This is a genomic window from Roseomonas sp. KE2513 (assembly GCF_016107305.1).
In the GTDB taxonomy this organism is placed as follows: domain Bacteria; phylum Pseudomonadota; class Alphaproteobacteria; order Acetobacterales; family Acetobacteraceae; genus Roseomonas.
This window is the reverse complement of the sequence record NZ_RCVR01000005.1, coordinates 41087-56648: the sequence shown is the minus strand read 5'-3', so window position 1 is coordinate 56648 and position 15562 is coordinate 41087. Positions and strand designations below refer to the sequence as shown.

At 71.8% G+C, this 15562-nt stretch carries 16 protein-coding genes; 5 read left to right on the top strand and 11 right to left on the bottom strand.

The genetic code is table 11. The features are described 5' to 3' along the window. Nucleotides 1-19: 19 nt before the first annotated feature. From D9599_RS06845 to D9599_RS06800, 10 genes are all read right to left on the bottom strand, one after another. A complete protein-coding gene (locus D9599_RS06845; RefSeq protein WP_198380480.1) occupies nucleotides 20-985 on the bottom strand; it encodes an ABC transporter permease in 966 nt (321 codons plus the stop codon). 184 nt (nucleotides 986-1169) lie between these two features. Further along, nucleotides 1170-2660: an FGGY-family carbohydrate kinase gene (locus D9599_RS06840; RefSeq protein WP_198380479.1), complete on the bottom strand. Its 1491-nt coding sequence runs from the start codon at nucleotides 2658-2660 to the stop codon at nucleotides 1170-1172. 230 nt (nucleotides 2661-2890) lie between these two features. Further along, entirely contained in the window at nucleotides 2891-3844 is a 954-nt protein-coding gene (locus tag D9599_RS06835) for a tripartite tricarboxylate transporter substrate binding protein (RefSeq protein ID WP_198380478.1), read from the bottom strand. A gap of 54 nt (nucleotides 3845-3898) precedes the next feature. Beyond that, on the bottom strand, nucleotides 3899-4855 hold the full coding sequence (locus D9599_RS06830) for a tripartite tricarboxylate transporter substrate binding protein (RefSeq protein WP_198380477.1): 957 nt from the start codon (nucleotides 4853-4855) through the stop codon (nucleotides 3899-3901). 27 nt (nucleotides 4856-4882) lie between these two features. After that, complete coding sequence (locus tag D9599_RS06825; protein WP_198380476.1) at nucleotides 4883-5866, bottom strand: VOC family protein; 984 nt, start codon at nucleotides 5864-5866, stop codon at nucleotides 4883-4885. Beyond that, the gene (locus D9599_RS06820) at nucleotides 5863-6717 is read right to left on the bottom strand and encodes a fumarylacetoacetate hydrolase family protein (protein WP_198380475.1); all 855 of its coding nucleotides are present in this window, start codon (nucleotides 6715-6717) and stop codon (nucleotides 5863-5865) included. The genes D9599_RS06825 and D9599_RS06820 overlap by 4 nt, the downstream gene beginning before the upstream one ends. Nucleotides 6718-6733: 16 nt before the next feature. Then, a complete protein-coding gene (locus D9599_RS06815) occupies nucleotides 6734-8224 on the bottom strand; it encodes a bifunctional 3-(3-hydroxy-phenyl)propionate/3-hydroxycinnamic acid hydroxylase (RefSeq protein ID WP_198380474.1) in 1491 nt (496 codons plus the stop codon). Beyond that, a complete protein-coding gene (locus tag D9599_RS06810) occupies nucleotides 8221-8862 on the bottom strand; it encodes a nuclear transport factor 2 family protein (protein WP_198380473.1) in 642 nt (213 codons plus the stop codon). The genes D9599_RS06815 and D9599_RS06810 overlap by 4 nt, the downstream gene beginning before the upstream one ends. Continuing rightward, a complete protein-coding gene (locus tag D9599_RS06805) occupies nucleotides 8859-9845 on the bottom strand; it encodes a tripartite tricarboxylate transporter substrate binding protein (RefSeq protein WP_198380472.1) in 987 nt (328 codons plus the stop codon). Before D9599_RS06805 ends, D9599_RS06810 begins: the two co-directional genes overlap by 4 nt. Nucleotides 9846-9944: 99 nt before the next feature. Next, a complete protein-coding gene (locus tag D9599_RS06800; RefSeq protein ID WP_198380471.1) occupies nucleotides 9945-10718 on the bottom strand; it encodes a helix-turn-helix domain-containing protein in 774 nt (257 codons plus the stop codon). 94 nt (nucleotides 10719-10812) lie between these two features. Here D9599_RS06800 and D9599_RS06795 point away from each other — a divergent pair, with 94 nt between their 5' ends. Continuing rightward, nucleotides 10813-11775 (top strand): hydroxymethylglutaryl-CoA lyase, encoded by a 963-nt coding sequence (locus D9599_RS06795; protein WP_198380470.1) that lies wholly within the window; start codon nucleotides 10813-10815, stop codon nucleotides 11773-11775. Then, the gene (locus tag D9599_RS06790; RefSeq protein WP_198380469.1) at nucleotides 11772-12974 is read left to right on the top strand and encodes a CaiB/BaiF CoA-transferase family protein; all 1203 of its coding nucleotides are present in this window, start codon (nucleotides 11772-11774) and stop codon (nucleotides 12972-12974) included. Before D9599_RS06795 ends, D9599_RS06790 begins: the two co-directional genes overlap by 4 nt. On the opposite strand, the gene D9599_RS06785 is transcribed toward D9599_RS06790, so the two are convergent. Further along, nucleotides 12971-13171 carry a hypothetical protein gene (locus D9599_RS06785; RefSeq protein WP_198380468.1) on the bottom strand — a complete coding sequence of 67 codons (201 nt, stop codon included), beginning with the start codon at nucleotides 13169-13171 and terminating at the stop codon, nucleotides 12971-12973. The genes D9599_RS06790 and D9599_RS06785 overlap by 4 nt on opposite strands. Before the next feature lie 285 nt (nucleotides 13172-13456). Here D9599_RS06785 and D9599_RS06780 point away from each other — a divergent pair, with 285 nt between their 5' ends. The 3 genes from D9599_RS06780 (at nucleotide 13457) to D9599_RS06770 (ending at nucleotide 15420) form a co-directional block, all read left to right on the top strand. Next, entirely contained in the window at nucleotides 13457-14194 is a 738-nt protein-coding gene (locus D9599_RS06780) for a DUF2189 domain-containing protein (RefSeq protein ID WP_309228563.1), read from the top strand. Nucleotides 14195-14490: 296 nt separating this feature from the next. Further along, a complete protein-coding gene (locus tag D9599_RS06775) occupies nucleotides 14491-14922 on the top strand; it encodes a cytochrome c family protein (protein ID WP_198380466.1) in 432 nt (143 codons plus the stop codon). Nucleotides 14923-15078: 156 nt separating this feature from the next. Beyond that, nucleotides 15079-15420 carry a hypothetical protein gene (locus D9599_RS06770; RefSeq protein ID WP_198380465.1) on the top strand — a complete coding sequence of 114 codons (342 nt, stop codon included), beginning with the start codon at nucleotides 15079-15081 and terminating at the stop codon, nucleotides 15418-15420. Nucleotides 15421-15562: the final 142 nt, after the last annotated feature.

Below are 15562 nucleotides of genomic sequence, written 5' to 3'. Positions count from 1 at the left end.
CGATCGCATTAAGATTGTGTCAGGCAGCTGTGCGCAGGTTCAGCCGCTTGGTGAAGGCGGCGCGCCGCATCACCGTGGAGGACAGCGCGACCGACCCCGTGATGATGACGCCGAGCGCGATATCCTGCGCGTAATAGGGCGCGCCAAGCAGGACCAGCCCGTTGCCCAATGCCTTCAGCATGAAGGCGGCGAGGAGCGTGCCAGGGATGTTGGGCCGCCCCGGCTCGATCATCGTCATGCCGAGCAGCACCGCGGCGATGGCGTAGAGGAAGTGGTCCCCGGCCATGTTCGGTGCGGCGGAGGAAAGGCTGGCCGCGAGCAGCACCGCCGTGACGCCCGCCAGCAGGCCCGCGAGCACTAGGCCCAGACGCTTCATGCGCCGTGTGCGGATGCCTGCCAGCCGCGCCGCCTCGTCGGCCTCACCCGTCGCCAGCATGTGCAGGCCGGTGCGCGTGCGCTTCAGGAGGACCCAGGCGAGCAGGCCGATCGCCGCCATCCACCAGATCATGTTCGACACGCCGAGCAGCGAGCCGCGCGCGAGCCCCGTGAACTCCCGCGGCCAGCGCCCGACGAAGGCGACGCCCTGCGTGATCATGAAGCCGAAGCCGCGCGCGACGGCCGCCGTGCCCAGGGTCGCGATCAGCGAGGGAACGCCGAGGACGGTCACCGCGAAGCCGTTGACCAGCCCGGCGCCCAGCCCGGTGGCAAGGCCCGCCAGCACGGCCAGCGCCGGCATCGTGCCGCCCTGGATCAGCGCGCCCGTCACGACCGCCGCCAGGCTCGCGACGTCGGCGATGGAAAGGTCCAGTTCCGCCGTTGCCAGAGCCAGGGTGAAGCCGATGGCCAGTACCGCGAGGAAGGCGGTGTCCTTGAGGATGAGGGAGAGGTTGCCGGGACTGGCGAAGTTCTCGGCGAAGGCCCCGAAGGAGAGGAGCACGAGGAACCCCGCCAGCGCCGTGCCGAAGCGTGAGAGAAGAGCCGTCATGAAGTGACGATCGCCCGGCAACGCCGCTTCTGCCGCAGGAGAACCCTGCGCCTGGACAATCCTGCTTGCGCAGCCAACAGCCCACCCTCCGTGACGATCATGCGCCCGCGCGCCACGGTCCTGCGGCGCGTCGGGCGCAGGATGGACCGGGCGGCGCGGCCCGTCACCCCGGCCACTCCTGCCCTCAGGACGGGGAGCGGAGCGCGGCCAGTTCCGCCGCGCCCGGCCGCAACGCCGCCACCGCCGCGGTCCAGGCGGCGTAGAGAGGTTCATAGGCGTCGCGGCGTGCGGGGTCGGGCTCGTAGCGGCGTGCCGGACGTGCGAGCGCCCGCTGTGCCGCGGCGAGGTCGGGAAACATGCCGAGCCCGGCCCAGGCCAGCATGGCGCATCCCAGCAGGCCGGGCTCCGCGGCCTCTCCCACCACGATGGGGCGGTTGGTCACGTCGGCCTTGATGCGACACCAGGTCCCGCTGGCCGCGCCGCCGCCGCCGAGGCGGATCTCCCGCACGGGGAGGCCCAGCGCGGCCTCCGCGCGGGCGAGGACAGTGCGGTTGAGGAAGGCCACGCCTTCAAGCACTGCCCAGGCAAGGTCCGTCGCCCCGTGCCGTCGGTTGAGGCCGAGCCAGGCCCCACGCAGGCGCGGATCCCAGTAGGGCACTCTCTCTCCTTGAAGGAAGGGGAGGAACAGGGCCGGAGAGGCGTCCCGTGGCAGCGCGAGCAGGCGTTGCAGCCCGTCCGCAGCCGGCCCTGCGCTGCCCTCGGCCAGGAGGCCGAGGAGCCACGGGACGCTGTCCGCGCCGGACTGGCTCGGGCCGCCGATCTGCTGCAAGCCGGGCCCCCAGTCGACCGAGAGTAGTCCGGGCGCCTCGACCGCCTCGGTGCCCAGCGCGCCCAGCACCTCCGTCGTGCCGGAGATGTTGTAGGCCAGGCCAGGGCGCAGCGCGCCGAGCCCGGCCACGGCCGCCCAGGTGTCGTTGGCACCGGCGAAGACCGGCTGTCCCGCCAGCCCCGCGAGCGCCCCGGGCAGATCGGACCGGACGGTGCCCAGCACTTCTGTAGGCAGGAGGAAGCGCGTCGAGGCAATTGCCGGTGGCAGGCCGATTATTCCTGCCAGACTGCCCTCACCCGGCCACGGGGCGAGCGTCGCCCGCAGCCGGGCGCCCGACACGCTGTCCGTCGCCATGCGCCCGGTGAGGCGGAAGTTGAGGTAGTCCTTGGGGTCGAGGACCGCGTGCAGCCGCTCCAGCACGCCCGGTTCGCGTGCCGCCAGCCATGCCAGGCGTGCGGCGGGGTGGAAGGCGTTGAGCTGGGCACGTTCCGGCCAGTCCCCCGGCACGCGGGCGAGCAGGGCGTCGGCCTCCGCCACCGCGCGAGTGTCGCGGAAGGTGATCGCCGGCCGCAGCACGCGGCCCTCCGTATCGAGGAAGATCTGCGTTCGCGTGAGGCCGCAGAGAGCGACCCCACGGACAAGGCCGAGATGGGCGTCGCTCTGCGCGAGAGCGTCGACGGCCTGGAGAAGCAGGCGCCACCAGTGATCAGGATCGGCCTCCATCGCGGTGGCGCCACCCGGCAGGTCGGCCGCCGCGGTCGCCTCAGCGACGGTCCGCCCGGCGGGGTCCAGAAGGGCGGCGCGGAAGGTGGTGGCGCCGAGATCGCAGGCGAGGATGAGGCTCATGAGGGCTGTGATGCATGGATCGGGCTTGAGTCCAAGGTGGGGGCGCGTGGGGCAGGAACTGTGCGCGCCCTCCCTGATGCGGCGCCGGCTGATCGTATCCGCTGGCGGGTGACGGCAGGTCCGGCGCGCACCGACGGCAGCCAGACTACCGAGCCACCCTGTTCAAGGCATCGCCGTGGACCGCCCGCCTGCGTGGGCAGCCGGCATGGTCACAAGTCTGCGCGGCCAGTCTACCGCACCAGGTTCATCTCCCGTAGGAAAGAGGCAGCGTTGCGGTATTCGGCGGACAGGCGTTCGCCGAAGGCTGCGGCGTTCAGGGGCGGCGCGATCTGGCCGGTGTTGGCAGCCATAGCGCGGTAACCCTCGCTCCGCACAGCGTCCAGGCAGGCGGCCTCCAGACGGTGCACCAGCGCGGGGGGCGTACCCTTCGGGGCCATGACGCCACCGAAGCCGCGCCAGTCCACCTGATAGCCAAGCTCCTTCAGCGTGGGCACCTCGGGCAGGCTGGGCTGCCGCTCATCCGCCACCACCGCGAGCGGGCGGATGTCCGTCCCGCGAATGGTCGCATAAGTCGGCATCGAGAAGGCGAGCGCGCCGGACTGGGTGTCCAGGATCATCTGAGGTGAGCTGCGGTAGGGCACGTGCGTCATCCGCGCGCCCGTGAGCTTCGACAGTTCCAGCGCGACGAGGTTGCCGACCGTGCCCGGCCCTGCATCGCCCCAGGAAATCTGCTCGGGCCGCGCGCGCCCGTCCGCCAGCAGTTCGGTGGCGGAGCGATAGGGTGAGTTCGCGGGCACGCCCAGGACGAAGATGTTCTCGAAGGTCTGGCATACCGGCTGGAGTGCGCCCCAGGCGTAGGGAAGGTTCGGCACGAGGAAAGGCAGCGTGGTGAGCATGCCGGACGGGCCGAAATAGAGGGTCGCGCCGTCCGGGCGGGCCGAGGCGGCCGCGGCGGCGCCGACCGCCCCTCCCCCGCCGTCCCGGTTCAGCACCACCACGCTCGCGCCGCCGCCGAGCGCGGCGCGCATCGCCTCCGCGAAGGGCCGCGCCATGATGTCCACGACGCTCCCGGCGGAGAAGGGCACGATCAGCGTGATATTGCGCGGCACTCCCTCCTGAGCCAGTGCCGGCCCGGCACCGGTGAGGGCCAGCGCGGCCGCGGCCAATACACGACGTGCGATCATCCCGTTTTCCTTTCCTCCTGCCTTCATGCTTCACGCCCCCGCTTCACGTGCGGGTTAGGGGCTTAGGTCGATGCCCTTCAGCAGCTCCGCCTTCTCCGCGACATCGCGCGCAAGGCGCTCGGCGAAGGCAGAGGCGCCGCTGTGATAGGCTGCCGGCTGTAGGGCGCGCCGCGCCGCGGCGCGGTACAGCTCCTCCGGCGCCACGGCGGCGCAGGCGGCCTCCAGCACGGCCACGCGCTCGGGCGGCGTGCCGGCAGGGGCCATCAATCCCCCGAAGGAGGTGGGCGCCACGTCGTAGCCCTGTTCCATCGCGGTGGGCACGTCGGGGAAGGCAGGGTTGCGCGCCGTGTCGAACACCGCGAGCAACCGCATGTCGCTGCGGCCCGAGGCGGAGCCGAGCACGATGGCGGCGAAGTCGATGCGGCCTGCCAGCGCGTCCGTCAGCACCGCGCCATCGCCCCTATAGGGCACGTGGGTCATCTCGATGCCCGCGACACGCGCCCATTGGAGGATGGCGAGGTGTGGGATGGAGGCGATGCCGAGGGAGCCGTAGGTGACCGCGCCCGGTGTCGCCTTCGCGGCCGCCACCAGGTCGGTCAGGCTGCGGAGCGGTGAATCCGCGCGCACGGCGATTGCCTGCGCGTTGGCGAACATCTGGCACACCGGCCGCAGCGCGTTCGGCCGCAGGCCAGAATTCGGCTGCGTCACCGGAAGCACGGAGAGTACCAGCGCCGGCACGAAGGCCAGGGTGTAGCCGTCCGGGGCCGCGCGCGCGACCGAAAGGGTGCCGACCGAGCCCGCCGCGCCGTCGCGGTTCACCACGACGACGGGCTGGCCCAGGCGCTCCGACAGGCCGGCCGCGAGGGCGCGGGCCATCAGGTCGGTCGCGCCACCGGCGGGATAGGGGTTGATCACCTGAATCGGCCGGGCGGGGTAGCTTTCCTGCGCCTCGGCCACGCGCAGCGCCGGCAGCGCGAGCAGCGCGCCGGACAAGATGCGCCTGTTGATCATCCTTCCCTCCCCTTCCGCTGTTCTTCGCTATTCCGCGCGGATCACGGCGTCGGCCCAGGCACATCCAGTGGCGAAGGGCGCGGGGCGTGGGTTGGGCACGCGCACGCCGCGGGCGGCGGCGTCCATGGCGATCGCGCGCATCCTCGCGCGGTCTTCTTCCGGCAGGTTGAAGCGCTCGTGGCCCCAGAGGGTGGGTCCGTCGAAGGTCTCGTGCGGCTGCCAGGTGGCGGGATCGATGATCTGGCCACCCCAGCCGTACTCGACGAAGAAGTCGGAGGGCGTGCGGGCATAGAAGGAGGTGACGTGGTCGTTGGTGTGGCGGCCGAGGCCGTAGGCGAGGCGCCCTTCCTCCGTGCGGGCAATGTCGTGGCCCTGGCCGACATCGTCGAGCGCGCCGAGCTCCACCATGAAGTGGTGCAGCCCTGTTTGCCCTGAGCCGACCATGGCGAAGGAGTGGTGCCGGCCGTTCACGTGGAAGAAGTAGAGTGGGTAGGGCTTGCGCGACCAGTCGCTGACGCCGAAGCCCAGCAAGTCGCGGTAGAAGGGCATGAGGGCGTCGGCGTCGGCGACGTGCAGCACCGCGTGGCCCATGCCGAGCGGTCCCGTGAGGAAGCCGGAGATGGGGCGGCCGGGGGTGAAGGCCGTGTCCGCGCGCAGACCGCCGTGGAAGACCTCCAGCGGCGTGCCCTGGGGGTCCTGGAAGAGGATGAGGTCGGTGACCTGGCGTTCGCCGGCCAGGGCGCGGCTGCCGCGGGACACCTTCGTGCCCGCGGCCTCCAGCCGCGCCGCGAGCGCGTCGAGCGCTGCGGCGTCGGCCACTTCCCAGCCGATGGTGGCCGGCGCCGCCTCCCTCGAGACGAGCAGGCGCTGGGCGCGGTCATCCATGCGGAAGGCCCGCATGCCGGCGCCGCGGTCCACGCGCTGCATGCCGAGCAGCCCGGTCGCGAAACCTTCCCACTCCGACAGCCTGTCGGAGCCGATGACCATGTAGCCCAGCGCCCGGATCGTCATGACACGGCTTCTTCCACCACGGGGTTGCGGAGCACGCCGATGCCCGAGATCTCGACCTCGGCGACGTCGCCGGGCTTCATCCAGAGCGGGGGCGTGCGCTTCATGCCGACGCCGCCCGGCGTGCCCGTGACGATGACGTCGCCGGGCAGGAGGGGCAGGATCGTCGAGAGGTAAACGATGATCTGCGGCACGGGGGTGATCAGCAGATCGGTCGTCGTGTGCTGGACCACCTGGCCGTTGAGGCGGGTTTCCAGCGTGAGCTTGGAGGGATCGGGGATCTCGTCCGCGGTGACGAGCCAGGGGCCGAAGCCGCCGGTGCCGGCGAAGGTCTTGCCCGCGGTGAACTGCGTCGTGTGGCGCTGCCAGTCGCGGATGCTGCCCTCGTTGTAGCAGGAGTAGCCGGCGATGTGCTTCAGCGCGTCCTCGGCCTTGATGTGGCGGCCGCCCTTGCCGATCACGACGGCCAGTTCGCCCTCGTAGTCGAAGTCGGTGGAGACGCGCGGGCGGATCAGCGGCTGGCCGTGGCCGACCTGGCTGGCGGGGAAGCGCGCGAAGAAGGCAGGGTTGGGGGTCTGCGCACGGCCGGTCTCGGCGACGTGATCGAGGTAGTTGAGGCCGATGCAGATGATCTTGTCGGGGTCGGGGATGACCGGCAGGAGCTTCAGGCTGTCGAAGGCGAGCTTCGGTGCGCCCTTGGCGGCGGCCTCGACCTCGCCGAGCAGGTCGGCGGCGATGAGGCCACGCAGGCCGGAGGCGCGGCCGGCGAAGGCGGCGCTCAGGTCGGCGACCTCGTTGCCCTGCACCACGCCGAAGCCGGGCTTACCCGCGTTCTCGAAGGAAACAAGCTTCATCAGTCAGTCCTTTTGGTCAGAGCGCCTCGGCGAGCGCCCGCATGTCGTCGGTGTTGCGCGCCGCGCCCAGCACGTGCCGGTCGGGGCGGAGCAGGACGGCCTGGGCATCCAGCCCGTCCAGCATCGCCGTGACTCCCGGGCTCGCCTCGGCCACCAGCACGGCTCCCCCCGCTGATAGACGGTCCAGGAGCTCGTGCGGGAGGCCCGCGGCGAAGTCCGGGCGCATCACGGCGGCGAAGCGTAGACCGACATGGTCGTCGAGCGGTAATCCGTTGCCCAGACGGGGCTGGGGTGGCAGGGCGCCCGCGTCCCGCGCCCAGCCGGCGGCGAGGCCGGGGCCGAGGGCGGGGCGTAAGGGCACGAGCCGGTCTGCGGCGCCGCCGGAGAGGGCCTCGGGAGTGAGGACGGACTCCATCGCCTTCGCGTTGATGAGGCCGCCGAGGCGGACGGCCTCGCGGATATAGCCCCTCGCGTGGGGTGCGCGCTCGGCGCCGTAGGTGTCGAGGAGGGCGTCGGGCGCCTCTCCGCGGAGGACGCGGGCGAGCTTCCAGGCGAGGTTGGCGACGTCCCGGATGCCCGCGCACATCCCCTGGCCGAGGAAGGGGGGCGTCTGGTGCGCGGCGTCGCCGGCGATCAGCAGGCGGCCCTCCCGCCAGCGGCGGGCGACGGTGCTGTGGAAGGTGTAGATGGCCGAGCGCTCGATGGTCGCGTCGTCCGGGCTGATCCAGCGGGCGAGGAGCGGCCAGGCGGCATCAGGGCGGGAAAGGGCGGCGAGGTCGTCCTCCTCCCGCAGCGCGATCTCCCAGCGGCGGCGGTTGCCGGTGCCGCGCACGTAAGTCGCGGGGCGGCGGGGATCGCAGTGCTGAACGGAGTGGTCGCCGAGGTCCGGGCGGGGACGCTTCAGGATGGCGTCCACGACGAGCCAGCGCTCGTGGAAGCCGAGATCCTCCATCGCCTCGCCGATCCAGCGGCGGACGAGGGAACGGGCGCCGTCGCAGCCGACGACGTAGCGGGCGCGGGCCTCGCCAGGCTGTCCATTGGAGAGGTCCTCGAAGCGGAGGCGAACCGACTCCTCGCCGGGCTCGAGGGCGAAGACCTCGGCGCGGTTGCGCAGCTCGACGGAGGGGAAGCGGGCGGCGCCCTCCCGCAGCACCTTCTCCAGGTCGGGCTGGTGGAAGCGGTAGGAGATGTTCCAGCCATGCGGGCCGACCGCGGCGGGGCGGGACCAGTCGAGCAGGAGGCGGCCGGCCGCGTCCACGAAGTGCATGCCGGGAGAGACGTGGGTGTGCGGCAGGATGGCTTCGGCAAGGCCCATCGATTGGAAGATGCGCATCACCTCGTCGTCGAAATGGACGGCGCGGGGCAGGTGGTAGGCCGTGGCCTCGCGCTCCAGCACGAGGGTGCCGATGCCCATCGCACCCAGCAGGTTGGCGAGGGCGGCGCCGACGGGGCCGTAGCCGATGATGGCGACGTCGTGGGCGGGCGTTTCCTGCGGCATCGTGCTCATTCGGCGGCCTCCAGCCAGGCCACGGCCTCGGCACGCAGCGCGGCCTCGGCGGGGCTGCCGCGGCCCGGAAGGTCGTGGGGGACGGTGCGGCCGGCCTTGCGCAGGCGCCAGGCGATGAAGCGGTGGCCGGGGGCGTCGCCCGCCAGCTCCTCCGCGCGGATCGGCACGACGGTGCCGGGGATGGCGGGGGCCATGCTGTCGTGGTCGTAGAGGGCGACGCGGTCGAGCAGGCGCCAGATACCGTCCTCGCGGCGCTCGATGCGGTCGAGGAAGCGCATGACGGTCTCGCCGACGACCTCCACGCCCTCCACCGTGCCGCGCATGAACAGGAGGACGTCGGTCTCGGCGACGGCGCGCGGGCCGTTCAAGGCGATGCGGGTGCCGGCCATGGCGTGCTTGGAGAAGGAGACGCTTGGGCGGGCGCGGCAGGTCTCGACGAAGCCGGCATAGGGGCCGTTGAACCAGGAGACGGCGATGTGGCCCTCCGGGTGAAAGAGATCGGCGAGGATGTCCCAATCGCCGCTGTCCCGGGCGAAGCCCCAGGCCTGCATGAGTCGGCGGATGGCGGCGAGATCGACCTCCTCAACCGCGGAGAGGGGTCGGCCGGGATGGGGCATGGGGATGGAGCGAGGGTTCATTCGATGGGGACTTCTAGCTCCCGCACGAGGCGGCCGAGGGTGTTGCGCTCGGCCGCCAGGAGCGAGGCCAGGGCGGCCGGGCCCTCGGCGGAAACGATAGCGCCGAGCTCGTTCAGGAGGCGGTCCCGCAGTTCGGGGGCGGCCAGCACGGCGGTGGCATCGGCCGCGACGCGCTCGATCACGCCCGGCGGGGTGGCGGAGGGCGCGAGGAGGGCGAACCAGCCGCCCCGGGCGAAGCCGGGGATGGTTTCGGCCGCGGTGGAAATGGCCTCGAGGCCGGGCATGCGTTCCGCCGCGGTGATCGCCAGCGGCGCCAGCGTGCCGCCGCGAACCTGCGGGGCGAGGAGCGGCGTGCCGTCGATCACGAGGTCCGTGCGGCCGGCGATGGTATCCGCCACCGCGGCCGGGCTGCCGTTGTAAGGGATGTTGGAGAGGGTGATCCCGAGGCCCCGCGCGATCTCCTCCCCGGCGAAGCGGGGCAGGCTCGTCGCGCCGCTGGTGGCAAGGGTGAGGGCGCGGCCGGGCTGGCGTCCGCGGGCCGCGAGATCGGTGAGGGAGCGCAGGCCGAGGCCGGCATGGGCCGCGAGGATGAAGGGCGTGTTCATCACGAGGGTAATGGGCGCGAGGTCGCGCGCGGGGTCGAAGGGCATGGCGCGCATCAGGTGCTGGTTCAGCACGAGCGGCGAGGCCTGGGAGAAGAGGAGGACGTGGCCGTCGGCCTCGGCCCGCGCCACGGCTTGGGCGCCGATGTTGCCGGCCGCGCCGGGGCGGTTGTCCACCACAACCGGCTGGCGCCAGCGGGCGGCCAGACGATCGGCGAGGAGGCGCATGGCGGTGTCCGGCGCGCTGCCGGCGGCGGCGGCGACGATCACGCGGACGGGGCGCGAGGGGAAGGCACCCGCCTGGGCCCGCGCGGACCACGGCCGAGTGGCCGCACCCAGGGCCAGGGCGGTGGCGAGCAAGGGGCGTCGTCCCACTGGCATCTGTTGTTTCCTCCCCGCGGCTCTGCGGCCGTGGGGATGGCTATAGGGGCGCTTTCCCCAAGGGCGCGAGGGCGGTGGCGGATCTGTCCACCTGATGAACTAGCCCTCGCCGGCGGCGAGGCGACTCTCGATGAGAGCGGCGGTCTCCCGCAGGGGTTCCAGGCATTGGCGGATGCCCTCCTCCTGCCGGACGACGCGGGCCATCCAGATGACGTTGATGCAGCCGAGGACCCGGCCGTTGAGTAGGATGGGCAGGCCGATGGAGCCGGTATGGGGCCAGGGAGCGCCGCCCTGGCGCAGGCCGTAGCCGCGGCGACGCGTGGCGGCGACGAGGCGGGCGACGCGGGCGGGCTCCCGCGCCATGGCGTCGGCGGGGTCATTGGAGGCGGCGAGAAGGGCGAGGAGGGCTTCCCGCTCGGCCTCGGGCGCGAAGGCGAGATAGGCGAGTCCGACGGTGCTGGCGAGCATGGGCAGGCGGCGTCCGACCATGCCGTGGTCGATCGATAGCGGCGCGATGCGGTGGGTGGTGTCGCGGATGACCATTCGCGTGCCCTCGAGCGTCGCGACGTCGCTCGGCCAGAGGATCCGGGCGGTGAGCGCGGCCAGCGCCGGCTTGGCGACGGCGGAGATCCAGTGCTCGTCCTCGAAGCCTTCGGCCAGTTCGCGCACGCGCAGGCGGGGGATGAAGCGGTCCTCGGTGGTGCCGCGGGCGACATAGCCGTCGTCGAGCAGGGTTTGCATGATGCGGTAGACGGTGGCGCGGGAGAGGCCCGTTTCGCGCGCGAGGGTCACGACGCTGGCGGTGCCGTGGCGGTTGAGGGCCGCGAGGACCGCGAGGCCGCGGGAGAGGGCGCGGATGGGCTTCGGCTGCATTGCTGGCTCCTCCTCCACCGGGCTTCCCGGACCCGCCCCAGGGGTGCACAAGCCTGCGGCCCCTCCCCTTCCGCCGCAATGGGATCCCCCTGACGTGACCGACCTTCCGAGCCGCGTTTCCATCAACGAGGAGGGCCCGCGCGAGGGCTTCCAGATCGAGCCGGGGCCGATCGCGACGGCCGACAAGGTGGCGCTGATCGAGGCGCTGGCGGCGACGGGGCTGCGGCACATCCAGGTGGCCTCCTTCGTCAGCCCGAAGCTCGTACCGGGCTGGGCAGATGCGGAGGCAGTGGTGGGCGGCTTCGCGCCGCGCGAGGGCGTGAACTACACGGCGCTATGGTTCAACGCGGCGGGGCTGGAGCGGGCATTGGCCTTTCGCGACCGGCTTAGCGTGACGGGCTCGATCTCGCTCTCGGCCTCCGAGGCGTTCTCCCGGCGCAACCTCAACCGCGACCGGCAGGGTAACATCGAGGCGATGCGCAAGCAGACGGCGGCGCATCTCGCGGCCGGCGTGCCGGTGCAGCGGCTCGGGATCATGGCGGCCTTCGGCTGCAACTTCTCGGGCGAGGTGACGCCGGCGCAGGTCTTCACGGCGATCGAGGACGGGCTTTCGATAGCGCGGGAGGCCGGGGTGACGCTGGAGCGGCTCTCGCTGGCGGATACGATGGGCTGGGCGAACCCGGTGCAGGTGGAGCGGCTGGTGGGCGAGGTGCGCTCGCGCTGGCCGGAGCTGGCGCTGACGCTGCACCTGCACGACACGCGCGGCATGGCGGTCGCCAACGCGCTGGCCGCGCTGCGGATGGGAGTGGCGAGTTTCGATGCGACAGTGGGCGGGCTCGGCGGCTGCCCCTTCGCCGCGCATCCCGGCGCGCCCGGCAATATCGCGAGCGAGGAGCTGGCGATGCTCTGCGAGGAGACGGGGATCGAGACGGGCATCGACCTCGACGCGCTGATCGAGGCGGGGCACCTGGCGGAGCGGATCGTGGGGCACAGATTGCCGAGCGCCTTGCTGCGCGGCGGAAGCCTGCGGGCGCTGCGCGCGAAGGTGGCGGCATGAGCGCGCGGCCTCTGGAAGGGCTGCGGGTCCTCGAATTCTCGCACACGATCATGGGTCCCTGCGCAGGGCTCATCCTCGCCGATCTCGGCGCCGAGGTGGTGAAGGTGGAGCCGGCGCCCGAGGGGGACCACACGCGGCGGCTGCCCGGCTTCGCGGCGGGGTTCTTCGCGACCTTCAACCGCAACAAGCGCTCTCTGGCCATCGACCTCAAGCAGGCGGAGGGGCGCGCGGCGGTGCACCGGCTGGTGGCCTCGGCGGACCTCGTGCTGGAGAATTACGGGCCGGGGACGATGGAGCGGCTGGGCTGCGGCTGGGCCGATCTTTCGCCGCTGAATCCGCGGCTCGTCTATCTCGCGCTGAAGGGGTTCCTGGCCGGACCTTATGAGAACCGGCCGGCACTGGACGAGGTCGTGCAGTTCCAGTCGGGGCTTGCCTACATGACGGGGCCGCCCGGGCAGCCGCTGCGGGCGGGCGCCTCGGTCGTGGACATCATGGGCGCGGTCTTCGGAGTGACGGCGGCGCTGGCGGCGCTGCGGGAGCGGGACGCGACGGGCAAGGGGCAGCGCGTGGGCAGCGCGCTGTTCGAGTCCGCGGCCTTCCTCGTGGGCTCGCACATGGCCGGCGCGGTGGCGACGGGCCAGCCCGTGCCGCCGATGCCCGCGCGGCGCGGTGCCTGGGGGATCTACGAGCCTTTCACCGGTTCCGATGGCGGGCAGGTCTTCGTCGGGGTGACGAGCGACGCGCAGTGGGTTCGGTTCTGCGCGGCCTTCGGGCTTGAGGACCTGGCCGCCGACGAGCGGTTGCGGCGCAACACAGACCGGGTGGCGGCGCGGCCCTGGCTGATCCCGCGGCTGCGCGAGGATCTGGGAAGGCTGGCGCGGGACGAGGTGGTGGCGCGCTGCGAGGCGGCCGCGATCTCATGGGCGCCGGTTGGGCAACCCGCGGATCTTTTCACCGACCCGCACCTGCTCTCGGGCGGCGGACTGCTGGCGACGGCGATGTCCACCCTTGCCGGCGACACAGCGGAGGCGCTGCTGCCCGCGCTGCCGATGGAAATGGGGGAGGAGCGCGCGCGAGCCGGGCTGCGCCGGCAGCCGCCGCGCATGGGCGAGCACAATGCCGAGGTGCTGGGCGAGGCCGGCATGTCCGCGGAGGAGATCGCGGCGCTCGCGCAGCGCGGGGTGCTCTGCGGCGGCTAGCCGCCGGCGATGCCCTCGATGACGATGCCGGTGCCGCCGCAGTTGGGGCACTCGGCGCCGCTCAGCTTGCCGCTACCCTGGCACTGCGGGCAGACGTTCTCGCCGGTGCCAGGCGTGCCGGGCGGGGCGTCGTCGCCCGGGTTCAGCGGGCCCGACTGCGCGTCACCCGATGCCTTTCCTTCGTTTGCGCCGGACATGCGGCCCCTCCCCCGATCTGGTTGATGAGGAAGCAACGCGAGCGCGCAAGGCGCGTTTCGCGACGCCGTTTGCGCAGCGCGTAGCGTAACACGCTTGCGTGACGCGCCTACGCAAGGTGGGCGTGCCAATCCAGTTGCCATGGGTCAGGTCTCGATGGCGGCTCGCCAAGGGCCGCGGTTGGGATCACCGATCAAGGCCGCCGCAGACGCGGCCGGAGGGATGGCTCGACCATGGTCCAGGCAACAATAACCACATTCCGCGCAAACACGATCACAGAGCCAGCGGTGCGCCGCATCGGCACGGGCGACGTATGGGATGCGCTCGCCCAAGGCTGGCGCGACTTCCTCGAGGCGCCGACGCAACTCTTCTTTCTTGCGATCATCTATCCCGTCGTCGGGCTGCTGCTCGGTGCCGCGGCGTCGGGCGGTGACCTTTTGACGCTCATCTGGCCGATGACGGCGGGCTTCGCGCTGATCGGGCCGATCGCGGCGCTCGGTATCTATGAGATGAGCCGGCGACGGGAGAAAGGATTGCCGGTTCACTGGGCGGACGCGCTCGGCGTGTTCCGCTCGGCGGGGATCGGCTCGATCATAGGGGTCGGCGTCGTGCTCGCCGCGCTCTTCGTGGCCTGGCTCGGCTGCGCGCAGTGGATCTACCGGGCAACGGTCGGGCCTGAGCAACCCGCCTCGTTCACCGACCTCTGGCGCATCGTTTCCGGCACGCCGGAGGGGATGCGGCTGCTGCTGATCGGCAATGCCGTGGGCTTCCTCTTTGCGGTCGCCGCGCTCTCGGTCAGCGTCGTGTCGATCCCGCTGCTGCTGGAGCGGGATGTGGGATCGCTGGCGGCGGTCCGCACATCGGTCAGGGCGGTGGTAGCCAATCCAGGGCCGATGGCGCTCTGGGGCTTGCTGGTCGCGGCGCTGCTGCTGCTCGGGTCGATCCCGATCTTCGTCGGGCTCGCCATCGTGATGCCAGTGCTCGGCCACGCGACCTGGCACCTCTACCGCAAGGTCGTCGCCTAAGGGACAGGGAGCGAGAAAGGGCGGGGGCCGGCTGGTCCCTGCCCTTTTTCTTGCGCGCCGCCCTCCCCGCGGACGCATCCATGGCCGGCGAGTGGTCGTTGGGCACGGTGCGGCGCGAGGGGCCGGCTTGTCGCCTCGGATCGCTCCGTCGCATCCTGGCGATCGCCGGTCGGTTCCTGGCCGCGCGCTTGCTCTTTGCCCGCGTCCACCCCGGTGGCGTGCGGCATCGCCCAACCGTCGGGCCCGGCGTTCTCATGGCGCGGGCCCGCCTTGCTCAAGCAAAGGGATCCGAACGCATGGATCGTCTCTCCGCCATCGCCGCGTCCCTGCTGCTCGGCCTCGTCGCTCTTCCCGGGTGTGCCCGGGCACAGGACGTGGCAGCCGGGCAGCGGGTCTTCTCGCAGTGCCGGGCCTGCCACCTCGCGGACAGCTCCGACCGCAACGGGGTGGGCCCGAACCTAGGCGGGGTCGTCGGGCGCCAGGCGGCGTCGCGCGCGAGCTTTACGCGCTACTCGGCGAACCTGAAGCAGCTCGGCGAGAGCGGCTACAGCTGGACCGAGGAGAACCTTCGCGCCTATCTCGCCAATCCGAAGGCGGTGGCGCCGCAGGGCAGCATGGCCTATCCCGGGCTGCGCAACGAGCAGCAGCTGACGGATGTCATTGCCTACCTGAAATCCGTCTCCGAGGCGCCGGCCGCGGCCCCGCCGGCTGCGGCGACGCCGGGCTGACTGACGGACGGCGGCGAGACGCGTTGCGAGGACGCACACCGGCCCGACTGGGCATGAGGAACGCGCCGAAAGATTCCGGTAAGGAAACTTCTTCATCCTGGGAACTCTGGCGCGCACGACTGCTGCGCGTCAGCATCACCGACAAGGAAACCTAGGATGCTCCGACGCTTCGTCCTCGCTGCCGGTCTGCTGGCGCTCGCCTCTGGCCCCACGCTGGCCCAGGGCTGCGACACGCGCTTCACGTTGCGCAACAGCTCTGGCGCCACAGTCAACGAGTTCTATTTCGGCCCCTCCTCCCGTTCTGATTGGGGCCGCGACCGGCTGGGCGAGAACGTGGTGCCGAGCGGACGCCTCGTGAACTACACGCCGGGTGGGCGCGGCGGGAACTACGACTTTAAGGTGGTATGGGCGAACGGCGAGATGGCCGAGCTGATGCGGGTGAACATCTGCGAGACCTCCGAGATCGTGGCGACGCGCAGCGGCATCGAAGCGCGCTGAGCTGAAGATTTCGGCTGGCCGTGCGAGTCTGCGAGGCTCCTCCCGGCCATTCTCGTTTTCAGCCGCCATGATCACGGCAAGGGCTCAGAGGGCCACCGGGACCAGTTCGCGCGGAAGCGGCCCCGGCTGGCCGAAGCCTTCC

Excerpts from the sequence above, each read along its gene's own strand:
- D9599_RS06825 (WP_198380476.1), bottom strand. The coding sequence starts at position 5,866 with ATGACGATCCGGGCGCTGGGCTACATGGTCATCGGCTCCGACAGGCTG.
- D9599_RS06845 (WP_198380480.1), bottom strand. The coding sequence starts at position 985 with ATGACGGCTCTTCTCTCACGCTTCGGCACGGCGCTGGCGGGGTTCCTC.
- D9599_RS06820 (WP_198380475.1), bottom strand. The coding sequence starts at position 6,717 with ATGAAGCTTGTTTCCTTCGAGAACGCGGGTAAGCCCGGCTTCGGCGTG.
- D9599_RS06790 (WP_198380469.1), top strand. The coding sequence starts at position 11,772 with ATGAGCGCGCGGCCTCTGGAAGGGCTGCGGGTCCTCGAATTCTCGCAC.
- D9599_RS06770 (WP_198380465.1), top strand. The coding sequence starts at position 15,079 with ATGCTCCGACGCTTCGTCCTCGCTGCCGGTCTGCTGGCGCTCGCCTCT.
- D9599_RS06775 (WP_198380466.1), top strand. The coding sequence starts at position 14,491 with ATGGATCGTCTCTCCGCCATCGCCGCGTCCCTGCTGCTCGGCCTCGTC.
- D9599_RS06805 (WP_198380472.1), bottom strand. The coding sequence starts at position 9,845 with ATGCCAGTGGGACGACGCCCCTTGCTCGCCACCGCCCTGGCCCTGGGT.
- D9599_RS06830 (WP_198380477.1), bottom strand. The coding sequence starts at position 4,855 with ATGATCAACAGGCGCATCTTGTCCGGCGCGCTGCTCGCGCTGCCGGCG.
- D9599_RS06840 (WP_198380479.1), bottom strand. The coding sequence starts at position 2,660 with ATGAGCCTCATCCTCGCCTGCGATCTCGGCGCCACCACCTTCCGCGCC.
- D9599_RS06835 (WP_198380478.1), bottom strand. The coding sequence starts at position 3,844 with ATGATCGCACGTCGTGTATTGGCCGCGGCCGCGCTGGCCCTCACCGGT.
- D9599_RS06785 (WP_198380468.1), bottom strand. The coding sequence starts at position 13,171 with ATGTCCGGCGCAAACGAAGGAAAGGCATCGGGTGACGCGCAGTCGGGC.
- D9599_RS06810 (WP_198380473.1), bottom strand. The coding sequence starts at position 8,862 with ATGAACCCTCGCTCCATCCCCATGCCCCATCCCGGCCGACCCCTCTCC.
- D9599_RS06800 (WP_198380471.1), bottom strand. The coding sequence starts at position 10,718 with ATGCAGCCGAAGCCCATCCGCGCCCTCTCCCGCGGCCTCGCGGTCCTC.
- D9599_RS06815 (WP_198380474.1), bottom strand. The coding sequence starts at position 8,224 with ATGAGCACGATGCCGCAGGAAACGCCCGCCCACGACGTCGCCATCATC.